The organism is Cobetia crustatorum (assembly GCF_000591415.1).
GTDB classification, from domain to species: domain Bacteria; phylum Pseudomonadota; class Gammaproteobacteria; order Pseudomonadales; family Halomonadaceae; genus Cobetia; species Cobetia crustatorum.
This window is the reverse complement of the sequence record NZ_JEMF01000016.1, coordinates 17,096-35,372: the sequence shown is the minus strand read 5'-3', so window position 1 is coordinate 35,372 and position 18,277 is coordinate 17,096. Positions and strand designations below refer to the sequence as shown.

General features: G+C 59.4%; 17 protein-coding genes. 7 read left to right on the top strand and 10 right to left on the bottom strand.

Annotated elements, in window-relative coordinates:
* Positions 1-59: 59 nt before the first annotated feature.
* The 8 genes from rpsA to BF12_RS0103505 all read right to left on the bottom strand — a co-directional run bounded on the left by rpsA (position 60) and on the right by BF12_RS0103505 (position 10,913).
* Positions 60-1,742 (bottom strand): 30S ribosomal protein S1, encoded by a 1,683-nt coding sequence (gene rpsA / locus BF12_RS0103535; protein ID WP_024951067.1) that lies wholly within the window; start codon positions 1,740-1,742, stop codon positions 60-62.
* A 301-nt stretch (positions 1,743-2,043) separates the two neighbouring features.
* Positions 2,044-2,763 (bottom strand): (d)CMP kinase, encoded by a 720-nt coding sequence (gene cmk / locus BF12_RS0103530; RefSeq protein ID WP_024951066.1) that lies wholly within the window; start codon positions 2,761-2,763, stop codon positions 2,044-2,046.
* Positions 2,760-4,994, bottom strand: coding sequence for a bifunctional prephenate dehydrogenase/3-phosphoshikimate 1-carboxyvinyltransferase (locus BF12_RS0103525; RefSeq protein WP_035158946.1), 2,235 nt, complete (start codon positions 4,992-4,994; stop codon positions 2,760-2,762). The genes cmk and BF12_RS0103525 overlap by 4 nt, the downstream gene beginning before the upstream one ends.
* A 65-nt stretch (positions 4,995-5,059) precedes the next feature.
* Complete coding sequence (pheA, locus tag BF12_RS0103520; RefSeq protein ID WP_024951064.1) at positions 5,060-6,181, bottom strand: prephenate dehydratase; 1,122 nt, start codon at positions 6,179-6,181, stop codon at positions 5,060-5,062.
* Entirely contained in the window at positions 6,097-7,284 is a 1,188-nt protein-coding gene (gene serC, locus BF12_RS18540) for a 3-phosphoserine/phosphohydroxythreonine transaminase (RefSeq protein WP_084487969.1), read from the bottom strand. Before serC ends, pheA begins: the two co-directional genes overlap by 85 nt.
* A 58-nt stretch (positions 7,285-7,342) precedes the next feature.
* Positions 7,343-8,566 (bottom strand): DNA gyrase C-terminal beta-propeller domain-containing protein, encoded by a 1,224-nt coding sequence (locus tag BF12_RS23670; protein ID WP_439644472.1) that lies wholly within the window; start codon positions 8,564-8,566, stop codon positions 7,343-7,345.
* Positions 8,567-8,955: 389 nt separating this feature from the next.
* The gene (locus tag BF12_RS23665) at positions 8,956-10,185 is read right to left on the bottom strand and encodes a DNA gyrase subunit A (RefSeq protein ID WP_439644465.1); all 1,230 of its coding nucleotides are present in this window, start codon (positions 10,183-10,185) and stop codon (positions 8,956-8,958) included.
* A 221-nt stretch (positions 10,186-10,406) separates the two neighbouring features.
* The gene (locus BF12_RS0103505; protein ID WP_024951063.1) at positions 10,407-10,913 is read right to left on the bottom strand and encodes a thioesterase family protein; all 507 of its coding nucleotides are present in this window, start codon (positions 10,911-10,913) and stop codon (positions 10,407-10,409) included.
* 339 nt (positions 10,914-11,252) lie between these two features.
* On the opposite strand from BF12_RS0103505, the gene BF12_RS18530 reads away from it, so the two are divergent.
* Together BF12_RS18530 and BF12_RS0103495 are read left to right on the top strand one after the other, a co-directional pair.
* Positions 11,253-12,098, top strand: a complete 846-nt coding sequence (locus tag BF12_RS18530; RefSeq protein ID WP_345917355.1) for a recombination-associated protein RdgC — start codon at positions 11,253-11,255, stop codon at positions 12,096-12,098.
* Between the two features lie 180 nt (positions 12,099-12,278).
* On the top strand, positions 12,279-13,547 hold the full coding sequence (locus BF12_RS0103495; protein WP_024951062.1) for a 1-acyl-sn-glycerol-3-phosphate acyltransferase: 1,269 nt from the start codon (positions 12,279-12,281) through the stop codon (positions 13,545-13,547).
* Positions 13,548-13,688: 141 nt separating this feature from the next.
* Here BF12_RS0103495 and BF12_RS23310 read toward each other — a convergent pair whose 3' ends face one another.
* Both BF12_RS23310 and BF12_RS23305 read right to left on the bottom strand, forming a co-directional pair.
* On the bottom strand, positions 13,689-14,501 hold the full coding sequence (locus BF12_RS23310) for a TrkH family potassium uptake protein (RefSeq protein WP_345917354.1): 813 nt from the start codon (positions 14,499-14,501) through the stop codon (positions 13,689-13,691).
* Positions 14,498-15,199: a potassium transporter TrkG gene (locus BF12_RS23305; RefSeq protein ID WP_345917353.1), complete on the bottom strand. Its 702-nt coding sequence runs from the start codon at positions 15,197-15,199 to the stop codon at positions 14,498-14,500. The genes BF12_RS23310 and BF12_RS23305 overlap by 4 nt, the downstream gene beginning before the upstream one ends.
* A gap of 344 nt (positions 15,200-15,543) precedes the next feature.
* On the opposite strand from BF12_RS23305, the gene BF12_RS0103485 reads away from it, so the two are divergent.
* From BF12_RS0103485 to BF12_RS18520, 5 genes are read left to right on the top strand one after another with little or no spacing between them, the layout of a single operon-like run.
* A complete protein-coding gene (locus tag BF12_RS0103485) occupies positions 15,544-16,278 on the top strand; it encodes a beta-ketoacyl synthase chain length factor (protein WP_024951061.1) in 735 nt (244 codons plus the stop codon).
* A complete protein-coding gene (locus BF12_RS0103480; RefSeq protein WP_024951060.1) occupies positions 16,278-17,117 on the top strand; it encodes a lysophospholipid acyltransferase family protein in 840 nt (279 codons plus the stop codon). Before BF12_RS0103485 ends, BF12_RS0103480 begins: the two co-directional genes overlap by 1 nt.
* Positions 17,118-17,154: 37 nt before the next feature.
* Positions 17,155-17,424, top strand: a complete 270-nt coding sequence (locus tag BF12_RS0103475; protein WP_024951059.1) for a phosphopantetheine-binding protein — start codon at positions 17,155-17,157, stop codon at positions 17,422-17,424.
* Positions 17,414-17,686 carry an acyl carrier protein gene (locus tag BF12_RS0103470; RefSeq protein WP_024951058.1) on the top strand — a complete coding sequence of 91 codons (273 nt, stop codon included), beginning with the start codon at positions 17,414-17,416 and terminating at the stop codon, positions 17,684-17,686. The genes BF12_RS0103475 and BF12_RS0103470 overlap by 11 nt, the downstream gene beginning before the upstream one ends.
* On the top strand, positions 17,683-18,258 hold the full coding sequence (locus tag BF12_RS18520) for a COG4648 family protein (RefSeq protein WP_051510708.1): 576 nt from the start codon (positions 17,683-17,685) through the stop codon (positions 18,256-18,258). The genes BF12_RS0103470 and BF12_RS18520 overlap by 4 nt, the downstream gene beginning before the upstream one ends.
* The last annotated feature ends 19 nt before the right edge of the window (positions 18,259-18,277 follow it).

The following is an 18,277-nucleotide window of genomic DNA, read 5'->3' as shown; positions in this document are numbered from 1 at the left end:
TCTGACCCACCTCTGTAGATCCGGACAGCACTCTCACGAGGAGAGATGCTGTCTCGGGATCACTCCTGACCCAGCTGCTGCTTGATCAGGTCACCGATGGTCGTCGGGCCGTTGCTCTCGACTTCCTGGGTACGCGGCTTGGCTGCATCGCGACGCGGTGCTGCTTCAACCTGATCCTTGGACTTGACGGACAGGTTGATCAGGCGACTCTTGCGATCCACACCAACGATCTTGGCTTCGACAGCATCGCCGACGCTCAGGACGTTGCGCGCGTCTTCGACACGGTCAGCGCTGATTTCAGAAGCCTTCAGGATAGCGATGACGTCAGTCGCCAGCTCTACCTGAACTTCCTTGGCATCGATGTCGACAACACGACCGGACACGATAGCGCCCTTGTCGTTGACAGCCAGGTACTCGGAGACCGGATCGCTCTCGAGCTGCTTGACGCCCAGAGAGATGCGCTCACGTTCCGGATCGATGGACAGGATGACCGCTTCAGCTTCTTCGCCCTTCTTGTAACGACGCACGGCTTCTTCGCCAGCTTCGTTCCAGGAAATGTCGGAGAGGTGAACCAGGCCGTCGATGCCGCCTTCCAGACCGATGAAGATACCGAAGTCAGTGATTGACTTGATGGTACCGGAGACACGATCGCCCTTGTTATGCTTGCCGCTGAAGTCTTCCCACGGGTTGGTGGTGCACTGCTTGATACCCAGGGAGATACGACGACGTTCTTCGTCGATATCCAGAATCATCACTTCCACGTCATCGCCGACATTGACGACTTTGGACGGGTGGATGTTCTTGTTGGTCCAATCCATTTCGGAGACGTGGACCAGACCTTCAACGCCCTCTTCCAGCTCGGCGAAGCAGCCGTAGTCGGTGAGGTTGGTGACGCGTGCGTTGATCTTGGCACCTTCCGGGTAGCGCGCCTTGATGTTGACCCACGGATCTTCGCCCAGCTGCTTGAGACCCAGAGACACACGGTTGCGCTCGCGGTCGAACTTCAGCACCTTGACATTGATCTCGTCGCCGACAGCAACGATCTCGGACGGATGCTTGATGCGCTTCCATGCCATATCGGTGATGTGCAGCAGGCCGTCAACGCCGCCGAGGTCGACGAAGGCGCCGTAGTCGGTCAGGTTCTTGACGATACCCTGAATCTGCTGACCTTCCTGCAGAGTGGCCAGGAGGGCTTCACGCTCAGCGCTGTTCTCGGCTTCGAGGACGGCACGACGAGACACGACAACGTTGTTGCGCTTGGCGTCGAGCTTGATGACCTTGAAGTCCAGTTCCTTGTTCTCGAGGTGGGCAGTGTCGCGCACAGGGCGGACATCGACCAGAGAACCCGGCAGGAAGGCGCGGATGGTGTTGATATCGACGGTAAAGCCACCTTTGACCTTGCCGTTGATCACGCCTTTGACGATCTCGTCTTTCTCGAAGGCTGCTTCCAGCTCTTTCCACGCTTCGGCACGCTTGGCCTTCTCGCGGGACAGGCGGGTCTCACCGAAGCCATCTTCGACGGCTTCCAGTGCGACCATGACTTCGTCGCCGATGCTGATGGACAGCTCGCCGTTTTCGTCACGGAACTGCTCAGACGGAATCTGACCTTCAGATTTCAGACCGGCATTGACAGTGATCCAGTCGCCATCGATGTCGACGATGGTAGCGGACACGATTGCGCCCGGCTCCATGTTGATGTCCTGGAGTGACTGTTCAAATAACTCAGCAAAGCTCTCGCTCATGGTATTCCTACAATGATCAACGTTTGGGGCGGCTTGCACCGCAGTCTCCGTACCACCAGCAAGCACGGGCCATATCTACATATCCCCGGGGGTGTTAACGCTGGTTCGAGATACACCGGCTTTCAGCTTGCCGCCAATGCACCCCATGACACCTGGCCGGGGGATTGATGGCACTAGCGCACCATCTGGGTTCAGCTATGTTCATTCGTTCACAAAGTGAACGAAATCTGCCACTGCTTAAGCCAGAAAGGCTTTCATGCAGCAGCAGATAGTCAGTCGATTGTCCTGACAGATTTTCAGTTTAGCGCGCGGCTACCAAGCCATATTCGACCAGTAGCTGCTGAATGCGTGCGACCACCTGACTGATATCAAGATCCGTCGTATCGAGGACCACGCCATCATCGGCAGGCTTGAGCGGAGCAATTGCCCGACCCATGTCACGTGCATCACGCGCCTGTATTTCTGTCAAAAGGCTCGAAATATTAGCATCGACACCCGCTTCCTGCAACTGGACGTGACGTCTGCGCGCCCGTTCCTCGGCTGATGCCGTGAGGAAAATCTTGAGCGGCGCTTCGGTAAATACCACCGTCCCCATGTCACGACCATCCGCCACTAGACCCGGCTCGCGCGCAAACGCGCGCTGACGTGCCAGCAGAGCAGCACGCACGCGCGGCTGAGACGCGATGATGGAAGCATTGTTGCCGACCGTCTCGAGGCGAATATCACGCGTAACATCCTCACCTTCAAGAATCACCCGCGTGGCATCACCCTCGGCATTGAACTGCACGTCTAGGTATTCGGCGATGGTCGCTACGGCATCTTCATCGTTCAGCGCCACGCCGTGACGCTCAGCTGCGAGTGCGGTCAACCGATACAGCGCACCAGAGTCCAACAGATGCCACCCAAGACCTGCGGCGACCAAACGACTGATGGTGCCCTTACCTGCCCCACCGGGACCATCAAGGGTCAATACCGGCGCGTTGCAGATCTGGCTGTGATGTGGCGTCGCTTCACCGCTCATGAAGCCTCCTGTCCGGGCGCCACGGCACCGAGACTCTCGACCTGCATACCCACTTCTGTCGCTAACGCCACGAAGTTCGGGAAGGAGGTGGCCACGTTGGCACAATCGTCGATCAGGATCTCGCCCTGGGCACGCAGCGCAGCGACACTGAAGGCCATCGCGATGCGATGATCACCGTGACTGTCGACAAGACCGCCACCGTAAGCGCCGCCACGGATATCGATACCATCGGCAACGACTTCGTGCACGATGCCCAGCTGTGCCAGGCCGTCTGCCATGACCTGAATGCGATCGGATTCCTTGACGCGAAGTTCCTCGGCGCCACGCAGACGTGTCATACCCTCGGCATTCGCCGCCGCAATGAACAGCGCCGGGAATTCGTCGATGGCCAGCGGCACCTGATCTTCCGGGATGTCGATGCCCTTGAGCGGCGCATAGCGAATATGCAGGTCTGCCACTGGCTCGCCGCCAACTTCCCGCTCATTGGAGACGAGCAGGTTCGCGCCCATCGCCTTGAGGATGTTGATCACGCCGATGCGCGTCGGATTGATGCCAACGTGCTCCAGCACCAGATCAGATCCCGGGGTGATCGCCGCCGCGACAAGGAAGAAGGTCGCGGAGGAAATGTCAGCCGGTACGTCTATCGGGCAGGCACTGAGGCTACCACCGCCAGTCAGCCACGCCTCGGCACCTTCACGCTCGACCTTGTAACCAAAGCCATTGAGCATGCGCTCGGTGTGGTCGCGCGTCGGGGCAGGTTCGATGGCACGTGTCTCACCTTCGGCGTAGAGACCGGCCAACAACAGGCAGGACTTGACCTGTGCAGAGGCCATCGGCATCTCATAACGGATGCCCTTGAGCGGCTGGCTGCCGTGGATACGCAGCGGCGGACGGCCATTCTCGGCGGTATCGATCACCGCGCCCATTTCGCGCAGCGGATTGGCGACGCGGTCCATCGGACGCTTGGTCAGCGAGGCATCGCCCGTCAGCTCACTGTCAAAGGCCTGGCCGGCCAACAGCCCCGCGAACAAACGCATCGCCGTGCCGGAGTTACCCACATACAACGGGCCCGGCGGTTGCTTGAGGCCATTGAGGCCAACGCCGTGGATGGTCACGCGACCCTGATGCGGACCCTCGATGACGACACCCATGTCGCGGAAGGCTTGCAACGTCGCCAGACTGTCTTCGCCCTCGAGGAAACCTTCGACTTCCGTCACGCCAGTGGCGAGTGCGCCAAGCATGATGGAGCGATGCGACATTGATTTGTCACCCGGCACGCGAATGCGCCCCTGGACCTGCCCGCCGGGCAGCGCACGGTACCGCACGTTCTGCTGTTCCATGGTCTGATAGCTCGTCTGTGTCAAAAGGGTATTGAAGTATTGTCGGGCATGGCTGGCGCGGGTAAAGATCCCCAGCATCGCCTCGCCATCACCCGTAGCCACGGCCGCACGTACGCGTGCCACCCCAGCCTCAAATTCGTCCAGCGCCTCAAGCACCGCATCACGGTTGGCCAGATAGACATCGCGCCACATCAGCGGATCACTCCCCGCGATGCGCGTGAAGTCACGAAAGCCACCGGCAGCGTAGCGGAAGATCTCCAGTCGTTCATCCTGACGCGCCAGGCTGTCGACCAACGAGAAGGCCAGCAGGTGCGGCAGATGACTGGTACGCGCCAGTACTTCGTCATGACGCGTCACGCTCATTTCCAGCAACTCGGCACCACAGGCTGCCCACAGGGCAGAGACACGCGCTATCGCCTGTGGGTCACTGTCCGGTTCAGGCGTCAAAATCACCTTGTGGTCACGATAGAGCTCAGGATTGGCGGCTGCCACCCCACTCTTCTCGGAGCCGGCAATCGGATGCCCCAAAATCAGCCAGGGAGGCATGCGATCAAATACGTCGATCGCGGCATCGCGGATCGCGCCCTTGGTACTGCCGACATCGGTCACGACAGCGTCATCATCAAGCAGTGGGGCCAACTCTGCCATGACCCCCTGCATCGCCATCACCGGCACGCAAAGCACCACGAGAGAGGCACCCGGCACCAGCGCCGCAAGACGCGTACTGCCACCATCGATCAGCTTCATGCGCTGGCCGAGGCAGATCTCATTGGAATCACGATCGCAGGCCAGTATCTCGCCACGATGACCCGCTGCACGCAGCGCCGCTGCCAATGAGCCACCGATCAAGCCTAATCCGACCAGCAGAATGCGCCGCTCGCTCGCAAGCAAAGCGGGCTCAGCGAGAGGGGCAGCCTCACCCAGCTTCTGATCTTCAGCACTCACCAGAGCCTGGCTCACAATACACCGACAGGGTAAGACCCCAGCACCTTGACGTCCGCTGCACACTGGCGCAGCGATTCAAGCGTCTCACTGATGAGCGGATCATCACGATGACCGCGGAAATCGATGAAGAACACGTAATTCCAGGCACCTGAGCGAGACGGACGTGTCTCGACGCGCGTCAGGTCGATCTGATTCTTGTGGAATGGTGCCAGCAAGTCGTGAAGCGCGCCCGGCTGGTTACGCATTGCCACGACAATGGAGGTCTTGTCGTCACCGGAGGCCGGTACTGAGCTATCACCGATGATCAAGAAGCGCGTGGAGTTATCGGGGCTGTCCTCGATCTTCTCCTCGACCTTCTCAAGCTCATAGAGCTTGGCCGCCATGTCACCGGCAATCGCTGCGCTGTGCCACTCGGTACGCACCTGACGCGCCGCCTCCGCATTTGAGGACACCGCAATGCGCTCGGCATGCGGGAAGTGTGCATCCAGCCACTTGCGGCACTGAGCCAGCGACTGCGCGTGGGAATAGATGCGTGAAATCTTCTCGCGACGGGTATTCGGCCCCACCAACAGATGATGGTGAATGCGCAGTACCACCTCACCGGAGATCTTGAGCTGAGAGCCCATGAACGAATCCAGCGTGTGATTGATGACGCCTTCGGTAGAGTTTTCCACCGGCACTACACCGTATTGCACAGCCCCCGCTTCCACTTCGCGGAACACTTCATCAATTGCCGCCATCGGCTTGGTGACGGCACTGTCACCGAAGTGCTTGATCGCAGCCTGCTGGGTAAACGTCCCTTCCGGACCAAGATAGGCCAGGCGGATCGGCTGCTCCAGCGCCAGACAGGCCGACATGATCTCGCGGAACAGGCGCGCCATCTCCTCACCCTTCAGCGGGCCGGGGTTGCTCGCCATGATACGACGCAGCACCTGGGCTTCACGCTCGGGGCGATAGAACTGCACTTGGCCATCTTCACCCACATCGCCTGCTGCCAGCTTGACCTCAGCGACCTGCTGCGCACACCGCGCGCGCTCGCTGATCAGGTTCAAGAGTTCACAATCGATGGCATCGATACGCACGCGCAGATCATCCAGCGTGACCTGCCCCGCACTACCCCTGGAATCCGACATCTGCCCTCTCCCTTAGCCGTGACGCGCGCGAAGTCGCCCATGAAATCGACCAATGCCGTGACCGCAGCTTCCGGCACTGCGTTATAGAGGCTGGCACGCATGCCTCCCACGCTGCGATGACCGGCCAGATTCAGCAGCCCCGCCGCTTCTGATTCGGCCAGGAAGGTCGCATCAAGACGATCATCAGCCAACACGAAGGGGACGTTCATGCGCGAGCGGTTCTCGATCACGATCGGATTGGAGTAGAAATCATTGCCGTCGATGGCGGCATACAATGCCTGCGCCTTGCGATCATTGATGGCGTTCATCGCTGCCAGACCGCCCACCTCATCCTTCAGCCACTCGAACACCAGGCCAGACAGATACCATGCGTAGGTCGGCGGCGTATTGAACATGGAATCGGCTTCAGCAGCCGTCTTCCAGTTCAACATGGTCGGGCAGTCCTTGCGGGCACGATCCAGCAGGTCTTCACGCACGATGACCAACGTCAAACCCGCCGGACCGATGTTCTTCTGAGCCCCGGCATAGATGACGCCAAAACGGCTGACATCCAGCGGGCCAGACAGGATGGAAGACGACATGTCACACACCAGCGGAACATCCGCCGGCACCTCGGGGATGTAATCGAACTCGAGGCCACCGATGGTCTCGTTGGCGGTGTAGTGCAGGTAGCCTGCATCACCGGACAACTGGATTGCATTCTGACGCGGCACGGCGATCAGACCATTGGATTCGCTGGAAGCAGCCACATGGCTGCCGACGGCCAGATGCTCGGCCTCCTTGATCGCCTTCTTGCCCCAGATACCGGTATACAGATAGTTGGCAGCACCGCCTGCGCCCAACAGGTTCAGCGGCACGCCCGCAAACTGGGTCGAGGCGCCACCCTGCATGAACAACACGCGATAATTGGCCGGAATATCCAGCAACGCGCGCAGGTCAGCCTCGGCCTTACTGGCGATGGCCACGAATTCGTCGGAGCGATGACTCATCTCCATGACGGACAATCCGCGTCCCTGATAATCCAGCATCTCGTCGCGAGCGCGTTCGAGGACAGCGGTCGGTAGTGCAGCAGGACCGGCGCAGAAATTGAACTTGCGTGTCATGTCGTCTTATTTCCCGAAAGTGAAGCGACCGCCCCGAAGGCGGTCGCAATCCAGCGTCTTATTCCGCGTCTGTCGGCGGTGTGTCCGTCGACTCAGCATCATCTACTGCGGCGGCATCATCTACACCACCACTGCCCGCCTGCACCTGCTCATCGGTGCTCTGCGAACCTTCTCCCCTCTCATAGGGGACGACATCTTCCTCGAAGATGACGACTTCATCTGGCTCGTCAACACGCACCGTGGTCACTAGACGCTCTTCTTCCGCAGTCCGGATCAGCGTCACGCCCTGGGTGTTACGCGATGTCGTGGACACCTCGGAAACACGGGTACGCACCAGCGTGCCACGATCGGTGATCAGCATCAGCTCATCTTTATCGCTGACCTGAACTGCGCTGACCAGATCACCGTTACGCTCACTTGTCTGCATCGCGATGACCCCCTGGCCACCACGACCGCGCAGCGGGAACTCTTCCAGACGCGTACGCTTGCCGAAGCCATTCACGGAAGCCGTCAGGATGTAGCATTGCGGCACCTCGACGGGGATGTTCTCAGCCTCACTCGACGCGATAGCGTCACCACTATCTACCGCAGTATCGGCGGTCGCATCCAACGTCTCATCGATAGCAGCATCCAGTGCTCCATCGATTTCAGCATCGCTATCGTTATCAATCGCCGTCGTACGCGGAATGATCAGGCTGATGACCTGTGCACCGCCCAGCAGACGCATGCCACGAACACCACGTGCGGTACGCCCCATGACACGCACGTTCTGCTCTTCGAAGCGGATCGCCTTGCCATTGGAGGACAGCATCATCACGTGATCAGAGCCAGACGTGATATCGGCGCCGATCAGACGGTCACCTTCATCAAGATCCAGTGCGATCAGACCCACGCTACGCGGACGCGAGAACTGGCTGAGCGCAGTACGCTTGACCGTACCGTTGGCGGTCGCAAAGAAGATGTAGCTGTCAGCAGCGTAATCGCGCACCGGCAGAATGGTCGTCACCCACTCACCTTCCGCCAGCGGAATCAGGTTGACCAACGGCTTGCCACGCGAACCACGCGAAGCCTGCGGCATCTCGTAGACCTTGAGCCAGTACACCTTGCCCTTGTTGGAGAACAGCAGCACGGTGTCATGCGTCGAGGCAACCAGCAGGTGCTCGATGACATCTTCATCCTTCATCGCGGTCGCGGACTTGCCACGGCCACCGCGCTTCTGCGCCTGATAATCAGACAGCGGCTGCGTCTTGGCATACCCGGTCCGCGAAACCGTCACGACCATATCTTCCTCATTGATGAGGTCTTCAATGGTCAGGTCACGACGGCTGGTGTGAATCTCGGTGCGACGCTCATCAGCGTACTGGGCACGTACGTCACGCAGTTCTTCGCGGATCACTTCCATCAGCAGATCGGCAGAACCGAGAATCGCCATCAATTCAGCGATGCGCTCGAGAATGGTGGAGTATTCCGCCAACAGCTTCTCGGTCTCAAGACCAGTCAGGCGATGCAGACGCAACTCAAGGATGGCCTGCGCCTGCGCCGGTGACAGCCGATAGTTGCTGGCATCATCGGCCAGCCCGAGGCCGTCAGGCAGATCTTCCGGACGACAGGAGGTTGCACCGGCGCGCTCAAGCATGCCGACCACCTGGCCCGGCTGCCATTCACGCGAGATCAGCTTTTCCTTGGCTTCAGCAGCACTCGGCGACGCTTGATCATCGCGATCACTTCGTCGATGTTCGAGATAGCCACTGCGAGGCCTTCAAGAATGTGACCACGTTCACGGGCCTTTCTGAGCTCGAATAGTGTACGACGAGTCACGACTTCGCGGCGATGGCGCACGAAGGACTCGAGGATCTGCTTGATGTTGAGGATTTTCGGCTGGCCGTCGTGCAGCGCGACCATGTTGATGCCGAATACCGTCTCCAACTGGGTCTGGGAGAAGAGGTTGTTGACGACCACTTCGCCGGACTCACCACGCTTGGTCTCGATGACCACGCGCAAGCCGTCCTTGTCAGACTCATCGCGCAGCTCAGCGATGCCTTCGATCTTCTTGTCTTTCACCAGCTCAGCGATCTTCTCGATCAACCGCGCCTTGTTCACCTGGTAAGGCAACTCGGTGATGATGATGTGATCACGGCCAGTCTTGTCGTGGTGCTCAATAGTGTGCACGGAACGCACATAGATGCGGCCACGGCCAGTGCGATAGGCTTCAATGATGCCAGCACGACCATTGATGATACCGGCGGTCGGGAAGTCCGGCCCCGGAATGAATTCCATCAATTCATCGATGGTCATGTCGCCGTTGTCGATCAGTGCCAGACAGCCGTCGATGACCTCGCCCATGTTATGGGGCGGGATGTTGGTGGCCATGCCCACCGCGATACCAGAAGAACCATTGACCAGCAGGTTCGGGGTCTTGGTCGGCAGCACGGCAGGAATGCGTTCGGTACCGTCGTAGTTATCGACCCAATCGACAGTCTCCTTCTCAAGATCGGCCAGCAACTCATGCGCCAGGCGCGCCATGCGCACCTCGGTGTAACGCATGGCGGCGGCGCTGTCACCGTCGATGGAACCGAAGTTACCCTGACCGTCTACCAGTACGTAACGCATGGAGAAATGCTGGGCCATGCGAACGATGGTGTCGTAGACCGCGCTGTCACCGTGTGGGTGATACTTACCGATCACATCGCCGACGACACGGGCGGATTTCTTGTAGGCCTTGTTCCAGTCATTACTCAGTTCGTGCATCGCGAACAGCACGCGACGGTGAACCGGTTTGAGTCCATCGCGGACATCCGGCAAGGCACGCCCGATGATGACGCTCATCGCGTAATCGAGGTACGACTGTTTGAGCTCGTCCTCAATGTTGACTGGCAGTATCTCTCTGGCGATCTCACCCATGATTCGTCAAATCCTTGAACTCAACTGTTGGCGCCACTGCAACAGCGACCCTCTCGGGCCAGTGCTGCAGCGCGGCAGTGACGTAAAGCAGACACAGGGTGCCAGCTCCGCGGCACCGAAGTGGCGGGATTATACCACTTGCGGGCTCTCCTAGCAGCCCACACGGCATCGCAAAGAGACGCTGCGGAACACAGCGTCGCGATCCTGCGCCTGATCGGCGCTCAGACATTGCCCTCAACCACTAGCGGACGCAGTATCGCAGCAATATCTCCCTCCAGTGGCATGGCACGCCCACTGGTCGTGTTCATCAACACAAAGGTGAAGTCGGCTCGCGATACAAGGGCGCCAGAGCGCGGATGCACTTCACCCAAGCGATGTTCACCGAGGTGGATCTCCTGGTGCATGATCATCTTGCGACGCCCGACATGGGAAAGCTGGGTAGTGATCACCAGTTCATCATGCACCGTGGCCGGATAGTTCCAGTCCAGATTGACGTTCACCGCCACCATCGCAATCCCTTCACGCTTCAGATCGTCGAGATCGAGATACGCAAGCATGTAGCCCCAGCGCCCTTCCTCGTAAAACTCCAGATAACGGGCATTGTTGACGTGCCCATAACCATCCAGATGGAAGCCGCGCACTATCAGCGTTGCACGACTAATGGCTCCCGAAGCGGAACCCGAACTGGAATCCGATGCGGCTTCTGACGTGCTCATATCATTGTGCATCCTTGCCTCCTGATCATCATGACATCTGCAGCGGAGTGCAGATTGTCGATAATATAAAGCGCCGCACATGGCCTTCTTGCTCTGAAAACCCGTCATGCCCGCGCAAGGGAAACCTGCAGTAACAATGCGACAAGAATCTGATCTTATGCCTGCAGTTGACATAAAAACAAACGCTTGGCTGAAAGCGTTGGCGGGAGCCGTTACGTAAACTGCACCTCCTCAGGCATGCTTCTGATACACAGCATCATGCCGGTGACGGATGACCCGCCGCATGAGTTTCGCCATAATACGCGCCATTCAAACGGGCACGCCCGCTCATCGGACTCAAGGATTGGCCGCATGTGGTTCAAGCATCTCCAACTTTATCGCCTGCATGACAGCGCTCCGCTAGAAGAAGGCCGCCTGGCCGACGCCCTCCCCGAGCACCTGTTCCGCCCCGTTACCGGCGTCGAAGCCAAGCGTATTGGCTGGGTGGCACCGGGAGGCCGTAACAGCGACATGCTGGTTCACGAGATTCAGGGCCACTTCCTGATCAGCGCCCTACGTCAGGAGCGCGTATTGCCCGCGGCCGTGGTCAAGGAAGAACTGGAAGAACGTGTTGCCGAGCGCGAAATCGCCGAAGGCCGTCCACTACGTCGTCGTGAAAAACTGACGCTCAAGGAGCAAATCTACGAAGAATTGCTGCCACGCGCCTTCACTCGCTCCTCGCGGACTGATCTATGGTGGGACAGCCGTCGCGGATTGATCGCCGTCAATGCCTCCACCGCCAAGCGTGCCGAGGAAATCCTCGACCTACTGCGCCAGACACTGGGGTCGCTCAAGGTCACACCGCTAGCCGTCGCACATCCGCCGTCACAGGTAATGACGACCTGGCTGCGCGATGTCACTTCACGCCCGGAAGAGCTGATCGTCGGTGATCAGGTCGAGCTCAAGGCGCCAGGCGGTGAAGAGGGTGTACTGCGCGCTCGCCAGTTCGATCTCGATGGCGAAGAAATCCAGACCGCGCTGAACCTGGGCCGTGTTGTCAGTAAGCTGGCACTCGAAATCGATGGCCGTGTTGCGCTGGTACTCGGCGAAGATACGTCACTCAAGAGCCTGAAGTTCGCCGATGCGGTCATTGACGAAGCCAATGCCCAAGACGACGCTGAAGACCCGATTTTACGTCTTGAAACCGACTTTGCCTGATGGCTCAAGTGCTGTCTGGCGTGATTGAACAGATGACCGCCTGGTTGGGCGGTGAAGCCCAACCGGGTAGCTGAGCAACGCCGGCATGTCCGCTCTCCGAGTGAAGTGTTCACTGCCTGAGAAACGTGCCGGCCTGCCGCCCCTTTTTTTCAAAATGACAATACCGGATGACGCGCGTCGATGACTGACACAGCAACGCCTAGCCCTGCCACGACCGCCGAACAAGACCCGTTCGCCGATATTCGCCCTTACCACGATGACGAGGTAGCGGAGGTGCTGGTGCGCCTGGAGCAGGACCGCGAGCTGCTCGATACCTTGACTCGCTTCCGTTTACCAGGCCTGACCCAGCGCTTCCCATGGCTGGCACGCCAGATCGCACGACTGGCCATCAAGCGTGAAATGCGTGGCGTGAAAGATGTCGCCAGCTTCCAGAGCCGCATCGCCGGTTACATGGCGCGCATGATTCACACCACCACGACCAGCTTCGAGACAGCAGGACTTGAGCGCCTCTCCGAGGATACGCCCTACCTGTTTCTGTCCAACCATCGCGATATCTCACTGGACCCGGCCTTCGTCAACTACGCCCTCTATCGTCATGGGCGTAACACAGTGCGTATCGCGATTGGCGATAACTTACTGCAAAAGCCGTTCGTCACCGACGTGATGCGCCTCAACAAGAGCTTCATCGTGCCGCGCTCGGCCAAGGGCAAGCGCGCGATGCTAGCGGCCTATCAAGCGCTGTCAGGCTATATCCGCCATTCGCTGACGCACGACAAGCATTCTATCTGGCTGGCCCAACGTGAAGGTCGTGCCAAGGACGGCCGTGACGGCACCGAAACTGCCATCATCAAGATGCTGACCATGTCTGCACGCATGGCCGACAAGACCCGTCCGTTCAGTGAGACGGTCAGCGAGCTCAATATCGTGCCGGTCTCGATCAGCTACGAGTTCGACCCCTGCGATCTGCAGAAAGCACGTGAACTGGCCGCACTGGCCAATGAAGGTCGCTACGAAAAGGTGAAGTACGAGGACATCCAGTCCATCGCCGCCGGTATCAGCGGCCACAAGGGGCGGGTCAAGCTGGTCTTCGGAGAGCCGCTCAAGGGCGACTTCGAAACGCCGGAAGACGTGGTGGCGGAAGTCGACCGCCAGGTATTGGAGCACTACACCCTCTACCCGAGCCACCAGCTGGCGCTGGAGAAACTGGCCGCCAGTCGACCGCAGCTGCGCGAAGAACCGCGTCTGGCCTCAGCACTGGATGTCACGGCCATCAGTGGCGCTGAACGCGCCACCTTCGAGAATCGCCTTGCCGGTGTGCCCAGCGAGCTCAGGGACTGGTGGCTGGTGCAATACGCCAACCCGATCCTGAATCGCGAAGGCCTGAGCATTGATCTCGACGACAAGCTGGATGCCGCACAAGCGGCGGGAGCCGAGCAGGCAGCATCATAAGGGACGGATCCGTATCCCATGAAATGCTGACCCTGAAATACCGATCCTGAAATACCGATCCTGAAATAAAAAATGCCACCGTCAGCCGACGGTGGCATTTTTCATGATCGACGTTCTTCATGGCCACCATGATGAAGCGAGTTACTTACGCCAGAAACTGGGCGAGAACAGCACCAGCACGGTCAGTATCTCGAGACGTCCCATCAACATGCCAATGCACAGCAACCACTTGGCACTGTCAGGCAGCGTCGAAAAATTACCCGCCGGGCCAATGATGTCACCGAGCCCTGGACCCACATTGGTGACTGCTGTCGCGGCACCCGTAACGGCGGTGATCAAATCAAGCCCGATAAAGGACAGTGCCAGCGCCAGTCCGCCGATGGTGATGAAGAAGAAGAACGAGAATGCGATGACCGCGCGAACTACCTCATCCGGCAAGGCACGTCCGTTGTAGCGCTGCGAGAACACGCCATTGGCATGTATCAGTGAACGCAGATGATTGCCGAGCATGATCAGGCCGATCTGCAGGCGGAAGATCTTCATGCCACCACTGGTGGAGCCACTGCAGCCACCGACGAAGGTCAGATAGAAGAAGGCCACTACCGCAAACGGGCCCCATGCACTGTAGTCATCACTGGCATAGCCGGTCGTCGTCACGACCGAAATGACATTGAACGTCACCTGCGTCAGCGCCGTGAATAGCGCCTCGCCATTGATGACGCGATAGAGTGTCAACGCTGCAATCACCCAGCCTAATAGACGCAAGAAGCCACGCACCTGAGCGTCGCACCACAGCACACCGGCACGGTCCTGCCAGGCGCGAATGAACAGCACAAAGGGGAGCGCCCCCAGCAGCATGAAGAAGGATGCCATCCACAACAGATGCGGCCGGTCCGAGTAGACGCCCATCGAGCTGTCGTAATTGGCAAAGCCGCCGGTCGCCAGTGAGGTCATGCCGTGTACCACGCGTCCAGCCCGTCCATTCCGCCTAGCCAGTAGGTCAGTATTGCCAGCAGGGTCAGGCCGACATAGACCAGCCCGATCGCCTTGGCCACGCCGCCAGCACGCGGCAATACCTTGTCAGACCAGTCAGACGACTCGGTCTGAAACAGACGCATTCCACCCACCTTCAGGAAGGGCAGGATGGCAATCGCCATCACGATGATGCCGATGCCCCCAATCCACTGCATCAAGCCACGCCACAGCTTCAAGCCATCCGAGAGGCCTTCAATGTTGCTCATCACGGTCGAGCCGGTCGTCGTGATCGCCGAGACCGATTCGAAGACCGCATCGGTCACCTCCAGATGCGGCGCGCCGAACACCAGCGGCAGACTGGAATACGCCGATACCAGCACCCAACTCAAGGTCGTCAGCACGAACATCGCGCGCGGCTTGAGCTCCAGCTCCACCTTGCGCGAGATCGCCAGCATCAGCACCGCCGAGCCGAGCGTGATACCCAGCGAGATCAGGAAGGCCCTCGCATCACCGTCATCCTCCTTGAGCAGGATAAACAACGGCACGAGCATCATCACGGCGACTACACACAGCAGCAGACCGAGAATCCTGATCACCGGTAACCATTCATCAAGCTGCAGATGCCGTACAATCCGCATTTTTCGCCAGCCCACCGTCGACTCCAGCGGCGAACTCATGCCCTTGACCCGCGTATGATCAACGTCATGCTACGTCCTCATCTTTCGTTCCCATCACACTGGTGGCGCCTCATCTCGGCGCTTCACGTACTATTGTTTCTTTCCGACTTACGCAGGCGATAGTGTCTGGTGCACCAGCAATGCGGCGATACCCTACACCGTCGCCAGCGCCTGTCCAGTCTCGCCGACAATGACATCGCCCGGATGACAGGATTGTCCCTCTGACGCACGGGTAACAAGCGTGCTCTGGAGAGTGCAACCGCACGCCTGCTTGGGCTGTCGATCTCCCGTACGTTACACTGAGAACCCAATATGGCAACGATGCGTTCACGGACAGACACTTCATGCATCTGACTGACTGGCGAGCCTGGCAGGCGAGTGCGACCCGCACCGCACATGACAGCCGTGTCGAGATCACCCCTACCCCGCGTGCCGAGCAAGTGCCCGCCATGCTGCGCCGCCGACTGAGTTCGGTGGGCCAGGCATGCTGCACACTGCTATCTGCACTGGACCCGCACGCCAATCTGCCGGTGATTCACGCCTCGCGTCACGGCGACACCACCAGAATTCTCGCCCTGCTCGACGCTGCCACCCAGCCTGACGAGGCGTTGTCTCCTGCGCGCTTTTCGCTTTCGGTACACAACGCTATCCTCGGGTTGTACTCCATTGTCAGCCAGTCCCACCAGCCTCTCGAGGCCGTCGCTGCCTGCGGTGACGAATTCGAGGCCATGATGAGCGAAGCCCTCGGCTATCTGACTGAACGCGATGAAGTCATCGTGTTGTTCTCCGATATCGCCGCACCAGACGCCTTCATTCATCACGGCGACTATCCAGCACATGCCTCTGCAGTGGCGATGCGCCTGAGTCGCTCGACCGTCACAGGTGTCGGCAGCGCTGAGCTGTCCGCCAGCCCAGTCAGCCCGGCGGCCAGTCAGACAACTCACTCGCCCAACGCCCCAACACCGCTTGAAGTGATTCACTGGCTGGAGCAGGCCGAGCACCTTCCCGAGGCCACCCTCACCTGCCGCCGCCAGCACTGGCAGCTGGTGGCTCCTCACCCAGCACCTGATCACGACTGATGCACCTCACGCTCTCCTCACCTCCCGGACGCCTATGGCGTGGTATCGCCACCGCTGTCAGTTTCACCGCCTTCGGAATCGGTGGTGTGCTGCTGGGCGTGCTATTGCCGCTACTCACGTTACTGATTCGCGATGATGCACACTGCCAACGACTGGCACGTAGCGTCATTCATCACTGCATGCGCGGCTTCGTCGGCCTGATGCGCGGTCTTGGCGTGCTCGATTATCAGCTATCTGAATGCGAACGCCTCCAGCGCCCTGGCCTGCTGGTACTGGCCAATCATCCGACACTGATTGATGTTGTCTTTCTGCTGGCGCTGATCCCACATGCCGATTGCGTCGTTAAGGGAAGACTGGCACGCAATATCTTCACGCGCGGCCCCATTCGCGCCGCGGGTTATATCACCAACAGCGAGCCAGAAACCGTGCTCGACGCCGCGCGTGACAGCCTGGCACGCGGCAATGCTCTGATCCTGTTTCCTGAAGGTACCCGCAGTGTGCCTGGCCGAGCGCTCAAGTTTCGCCGTGGTGCCGCCAACATCGCGCTGCGCACGCCCAGCGATATCACGCCAGTGCTAATTGATTGCCAACCGAGCACCCTGACCAAGGGTGAGCCCTGGTACCACATTCCCAAGCGGCGCGTGATGCTGCGTTTCAAGGTGCTACCTGATATTTCATCAAACATGTCATTACGTACTGCATCAGAGGTGTCACCAGCAACATCACAGAACACAGCCAGCGCTAGCCCACCGACACCACTATCACGCGATGCCCGCCAGCTGACCCGCCAACTGGCCACACAATTCGCCAACGAGCTGACAATTTTCCAACGCTCGTAACCCACCGCCTTCGCATTAGCCGACCAGAGGATATTTCATGAGCGATACGCCGACGCTTGAACTTGAACTCAAGCAACTGATCATCGACACGTTGGAGCTTGAAGATATCACCGCCGACGATATCGTCGCCGACGAACCACTCTTCATTGACGGCCTTGGGCTCGACTCCATTGACGCCCTCGAACTGGGCCTTGCGCTGCAGAAGCACTACGGCATCACGTTGGATGCCGAGGCCGAAGACACACGCACCCACTTCGCAAGCCTGAATGCCCTGCGTGCACTGGTGGAGGCTCGTCGTGAGCGCTGAACACACTACCGTCACCCGTGACGATATTTACGCCCATGTACGCAGCACTCTGATCGAACTATTCGAGATCGAGGCCGACGACATCCATCCCGAAGCCCGTCTTTATGAAGACCTCGACATCGATAGCATTGATGCCGTCGATCTGGTGGTCGAGCTCAAGAAGTTCACCGGCCGACGCATTGAAGCCAACGACTTCAAAAGCGTGCGCACGCTGAATGATGTGGTCAACGCCGTCGAAAACCTGATGCAGCGCCAGGCATGAAGCCGCTATCCACTGGCAATCACCGCCGCCGTCCCCTGCTGACCGTCCTGCTCAGCGCATTAGGGGTGGTGGCGGCGCTGTGCTGGCCATTGCTGGTCTATGCCCTGCTGTCACGACTGACAGCAACGTCCGCCATGGACTCAGCAACGGCCAGCTCAGCCACTGCCAGCGGACATGCCTCACCGTGGATCTGGGCGCTGATCGTCTTCGGTGCCGTGCTGATGCAGCGCCTGCCCATCGCCTGGCCTCTCAGGCTAGGGCTTGCAGGCCTGCTGGTCGGTGTCAGTGTCGTGAGCGAGGCCGAACTGGGCCTGCGCGCCTATCCGGTATTGGTCAATCTGGCCATGCTCAGCGTGTTCGCGACCAGTCTGTGGCACGGCATGCCGGTGATCGAGCGTCTCGCACGCCTGCAGGAGCCGGATCTTCCGCCAGCAGGCGTGCGCTATACCCGTCAGGTCACTCGCGTGTGGTGTGGCTTCTTCATCTTCAATGCCAGCATCGCCAGCTGGACGGCACTGTATGCCGACCTCGCGACCTGGACTCTTTACAACGGCCTGATCAGTTACGCCTGATGGGCCTTCTGTTCAGCGG

What these genes read in the sequence shown, in the direction of transcription:
- rpsA (WP_024951067.1), bottom strand. Translation starts at nt 1,742, where the DNA reads ATGAGCGAGAGCTTTGCTGAGTTATTTGAACAGTCACTCCAGGACATC.
- cmk (WP_024951066.1), bottom strand. Translation starts at nt 2,763, where the DNA reads ATGAGCGGTGAAGCGACGCCACATCACAGCCAGATCTGCAACGCGCCG.
- pheA (WP_024951064.1), bottom strand. Translation starts at nt 6,181, where the DNA reads ATGTCGGATTCCAGGGGTAGTGCGGGGCAGGTCACGCTGGATGATCTG.
- serC (WP_084487969.1), bottom strand. Translation starts at nt 7,284, where the DNA reads ATGACACGCAAGTTCAATTTCTGCGCCGGTCCTGCTGCACTACCGACC.
- BF12_RS23670 (WP_439644472.1), bottom strand. Translation starts at nt 8,566, where the DNA reads ATGGTCGTGACGGTTTCGCGGACCGGGTATGCCAAGACGCAGCCGCTG.
- BF12_RS23665 (WP_439644465.1), bottom strand. Translation starts at nt 10,185, where the DNA reads ATGGGTGAGATCGCCAGAGAGATACTGCCAGTCAACATTGAGGACGAG.
- BF12_RS0103505 (WP_024951063.1), bottom strand. Translation starts at nt 10,913, where the DNA reads ATGCACAATGATATGAGCACGTCAGAAGCCGCATCGGATTCCAGTTCG.
- BF12_RS18530 (WP_345917355.1), top strand. Translation starts at nt 11,253, where the DNA reads ATGTGGTTCAAGCATCTCCAACTTTATCGCCTGCATGACAGCGCTCCG.
- BF12_RS0103495 (WP_024951062.1), top strand. Translation starts at nt 12,279, where the DNA reads ATGACTGACACAGCAACGCCTAGCCCTGCCACGACCGCCGAACAAGAC.
- BF12_RS23310 (WP_345917354.1), bottom strand. Translation starts at nt 14,501, where the DNA reads ATGACCTCACTGGCGACCGGCGGCTTTGCCAATTACGACAGCTCGATG.
- BF12_RS23305 (WP_345917353.1), bottom strand. Translation starts at nt 15,199, where the DNA reads ATGAGTTCGCCGCTGGAGTCGACGGTGGGCTGGCGAAAAATGCGGATT.
- BF12_RS0103485 (WP_024951061.1), top strand. Translation starts at nt 15,544, where the DNA reads ATGCATCTGACTGACTGGCGAGCCTGGCAGGCGAGTGCGACCCGCACC.
- BF12_RS0103480 (WP_024951060.1), top strand. Translation starts at nt 16,278, where the DNA reads ATGCACCTCACGCTCTCCTCACCTCCCGGACGCCTATGGCGTGGTATC.
- BF12_RS0103475 (WP_024951059.1), top strand. Translation starts at nt 17,155, where the DNA reads ATGAGCGATACGCCGACGCTTGAACTTGAACTCAAGCAACTGATCATC.
- BF12_RS18520 (WP_051510708.1), top strand. Translation starts at nt 17,683, where the DNA reads ATGAAGCCGCTATCCACTGGCAATCACCGCCGCCGTCCCCTGCTGACC.